Source organism: Kitasatospora sp. NPDC056800 (assembly GCF_042789775.1).
Taxonomy (GTDB): Bacteria; Actinomycetota; Actinomycetes; order Streptomycetales; family Streptomycetaceae; genus Kitasatospora.
The window spans coordinates 1-2,582 of record NZ_JBHUAL010000386.1 but is presented as its reverse complement, the minus strand read 5'-3'; the positions used below and the strand labels follow the sequence as shown (position 1 = coordinate 2,582).

Annotated in this window: 2 protein-coding genes; both read left to right on the top strand. The window is 70.5% G+C overall.

The features are described 5' to 3' along the window. Window positions 1-186: 186 nt before the first annotated feature. Window positions 187-1,263, top strand: coding sequence for an SCO1860 family LAETG-anchored protein (locus ACFRQN_RS40490; protein WP_380745640.1), 1,077 nt, complete (start codon window positions 187-189; stop codon window positions 1,261-1,263). A 253-nt stretch (window positions 1,264-1,516) separates the two neighbouring features. After that, the gene (glnII, locus tag ACFRQN_RS40485; protein WP_049656664.1) at window positions 1,517-2,539 is read left to right on the top strand and encodes a glutamine synthetase; all 1,023 of its coding nucleotides are present in this window, start codon (window positions 1,517-1,519) and stop codon (window positions 2,537-2,539) included. Window positions 2,540-2,582: the final 43 nt, after the last annotated feature.

Below are 2,582 nucleotides of genomic sequence, written 5' to 3'. Positions count from 1 at the left end.
GGGAGGTGCCCCCACCGCAGTGGCTCCCTCCTCCGCCTTGCGATGCACGCACCCCAACGCCGCCCCGCCCGCCCTCCGGGCGGACGACGGGAGTTCGACGACAGGCCCTAGCAGAGATGGGTCAGCGCAGAACGCCAATCTCACTCCAACGGGTGAAATGACGTTCTGTGTTACTCATGTGACGGATTGTTCGAGAAGACTGGCGGCTCATCGTTTCATCTGTGTGGGGGTACCGCCTTGTCTTCTCGCCCGTCTTCGGCCTCGTCTTCGCGCCCGTCCGCTTGCCCGTCCGCTCGCCGAATCGTTTCCGCCGCCGCGGCCACCGCCGTGGTGGCGAGCTCACTGCTCACCGCCGCGCCCGTCCAGGCGGCCGAGCCCGCCCCGTCGTCGCTCGGTAAGGCGCGCGCCGTCACCGCCGAACTCGACCTGGACGTCAGCCTGTTGAACAAGGCGGTGGACGTCCCGGTGAACATCGCGCTGAACAAGGTGGAGTCGCCGGCGCAGCGCGACGGCTCGATCCTGACCGCCACGGTGGCCGGGGTGGACCAGACGGGCCCCGTCACCCTGGTCAAGGCGGACGTCGGCAAGTCGGTCACCCGCGTCGACGCCAAGGGCGCCACCGCCTCCGTCAAGCTGGTCAACGCCGACGTGCACGCCCCCGGCCTGCCCGCCACCGCGCTGCTCGGCCTGGAGGCGATGAGCGCCGAGGCCAGCTGTCCGGTGGACGGGCAGCCCACCGCCGACGTGGTCGCGCCGCTCAAGCTCAGCGTGCTCGGCAAGCCGGTCACCGTCGGCCTGTACGGGCCGACCAAGGTGGACGTGCCGCTGGTCGGCAGCGTCTCGGTGGAGTTCTCCAAGAAGACCGTCACCACGACCACCGCCGCCGCCTCCGCCCTGGAGGTGCAGGTCGAGGTGAACCCGCTCAACCTGAACGTCGCCAAGGTCACCGGGAAGGTCACCGTCGCTGCGGTGAGCTGCGAGAAGCCCTCCGGGCCGGCGGCCACCCCGTCCGGCCCGGCCACCCAGAGTGCCGCGCCCACCAGCGCGCCCGCCGTCGAGCCGGTCGCCGACACCACCGCCTCGCGCACCCCCGTTCCGCAGGCCGCGGTGGAGAAGCCGGAGAAGTCGGAGAAGCTGGCCGCCACCGGCGGCAGCAGCGCCACCGGCCCGCTGGCCGCGGGGGCCGCGGCCCTGGTCGCGGGCGGGGCGGCCGCGCTGTGGGCCACCCGGCGCCGTCGCGCCGCGCACGCCCGCCGGCACTGACCGTCCGCCGGTACTGACCGTGTGGCTCCGCTGACCACGGGGTGGCGCTGATCACGCGTCGTCACTGAACGTACCGGCGTCATTACTCATGGCACCCGGAACGGTGGGAGTGTCGCCCCCGGCACTCCCGCACCGTGACCGTGCCAATGCGGACGGTTGGTTCACCTGCGCGTTACACAAGAGGAACAACCGGGAAACGGCGGCTTGCGACGCTACGCGGGCACCCACCACCCAGCAATGCGAGGGACACGCAGTGGCAATCAAGGCCGAGTACATCTGGATCGACGGCACCAAGCCGACCGCGAAGCTCCGTTCCAAGACTCGCGTCCTGCCCAACGCCGACAAGATCCCGACCTGGGGCTTCGACGGTTCCTCGACCAACCAGGCCGAGGGCCACGCCTCGGACCGCGTGCTGGACCCGGTGCGGGTGACGCCGGACCCGATCCGCGGCGGCGACAACATCCTGGTCCTCTGCGAGGTCCTGGAGACGGACGGCACCCCGCACGTCTCCAACACCCGTGCCCTGCTGCGCGAGGTCGCCGAGAAGTACGCCTCGCAGGAGTCGATCTTCGGCATCGAGCAGGAGTACACCTTCTTCAAGGGCTCCCGCCCGCTCGGCTTCCCGGAGGGCGGCTTCCCGGCCCCGCAGGGCGGCTACTACTGCGGCGTCGGCGCCGAGGAGGTCTTCGGCCGCGAGATCGTCGAGCTGCACCTGGACCGCTGCATCGACGCCGGCCTGGCCATCTGCGGCATCAACGCCGAGGTCATGCCCGGCCAGTGGGAGTTCCAGATCGGCCCGGTCGACGCGCTGACCGTCTCGGACGACATGTGGATCGCCCGCTACCTGCTGTACCGCACCGCCGAGGAGTTCGGCATCGACGCCACCCTCGACGCCAAGCCGGCCCGCGGTGACTGGAACGGTGCGGGCGCCCACACCAACTTCTCCACCAAGGCGATGCGCGAGGGCTACGACGCCATCATCACCGCCTGCGAGTCGCTCGGCACCTCGCAGGAGAAGGTGCTGGAGCACGTCAACCAGTACGGCCACGACATCCAGTCGCGCCTCACGGGCAAGCACGAGACCGCCCCGTGGAACGTCTACAGCTACGGCGTCTCCGACCGCGGCGCCTCGGTGCGCATCCCGTGGCAGGTCGAGGTGGACAAGAAGGGCTACATCGAGGACCGTCGCCCGAACGCCAACGTCGACCCCTACGTCGTCACCCGGCTCCTGATCAACACCTGCTGCGAGGCCCTGGAGAAGGCCGGCCAGGTCTGATCCGCCGCGTCTCCTGAGCAGTCCGCCGGGCCTCCCCTCCATG